This is a genomic window from Dactylosporangium sp. NPDC049140 (genome assembly GCF_040648435.1).
Genome location: NZ_JBEZDS010000162.1, coordinates 1 through 1,230 on the forward strand (window position 1 = coordinate 1; position 1,230 = coordinate 1,230).

At 70.0% G+C, this 1,230-nt stretch carries 1 protein-coding gene; it reads left to right on the plus strand.

Annotated features, from left to right (window positions below; translation table 11 throughout):
- The first annotated feature begins 38 nt into the window (after window positions 1–38).
- A complete protein-coding gene (locus AB0B76_RS58990) occupies window positions 39–1,217 on the plus strand; it encodes a CapA family protein (protein ID WP_360395214.1) in 1,179 nt (392 codons plus the stop codon).
- Window positions 1,218–1,230 lie beyond the last annotated feature (13 nt).

Below are 1,230 nucleotides of genomic sequence, written 5' to 3' on the forward strand. Positions count from 1 at the left end.
GGGTCCGGCAACGGTCGGGCCTTGCCACGATCTCGTCCGTGCGAAGCAAGCAACCGGCCTCGGTCCGGCTGACCCTCGTCGTCGCCGCGTTCGTCGCCGGAGCCGGTGCCTGCACGAACACCGCCAAGCCGGCCGCCGTCGAGCGGTCGGCGCCGGCACCCGCCGCGTCCCCGGCCCGCCCCACGACGCTCAGCGTCGTCGCGGCAGGGGACCTGTTCGTGCCGCCCGACCTGACCGCGCAGGCCGCCACCGACGCACGCACGGCCGGCAAGCCCGGCCACGACTTCACACAGATTCTCGCCGCGGTCGCCCCGATCATCCGGCCGGCGGATCTCGCGGTCTGTCACGTGGAGCAGCCGCTCGCCCCGCCAGAGGGCCCGTTCACCGGCTGGCCAACCTTCAGCGCGCCCCCGCAACTGGTCGACGCCGCGGCCGACGCCGGCTTCGACACCTGCTCCACCGCGTCGAACCACACCCTGGACCACGGCGAGGAAGGCGTACGGCGCACCCTGGACAACCTCGATCGGGTCGGACTGCACCACAGCGGATCGGCGCGCTCCGAGGCGGAAGCCGCCACGCCCAACGTCTTCAGCGTGCGCGGCGTGAAGGTCGCGCAGCTGGCGTACACGTTCAGCCTCAACGGCATCAAACGGCCGCCGGACAAGCCGTGGATCGCCAACCCCATCGACGTCCCGAGGATCCTCCAGGAGGCGCACGCGGCCAAACAGGCCGGCGCCGAGATCGTCATCCTGTCCATGCACTGGGGGTGGACCGAATTCCAGAACGCGCCGGACGCCGACCAGATCAACCAAGCCACACGGTTGCTCGCCAGCCCTGACATCGACCTGATCATCGGCATGCACGTCCACGTCGTGCAGCCGTTGGAGAAGATCGGCGACAAATGGGTCGCGTACGGACTGGGCAACCTCTTGTGTCGTTTCTCGGACGGCACACCGGAGAAGACCCAGGACTCGGTCGTGCCCCGGTTCACGTTCACCGAAGTCGCCCCCAGAACGTGGCGGGTCACCGACGTCGAGGTACACCCCATGTTCATGGCATACCACCCGAAGGCCCGCTTGGTCGACGTCGCGGCCGCGGCCAACGGCGTCGCGCCCGGCACCGGCTACGCCGGCATCCTGCAACGCATCTCCGGCAACGTGAACCTGCGCGGCGCCATGGCCGCCGGACTGCACATGGTAGGCCCGGCCGCTCCTTGAGCGATCTACTCCG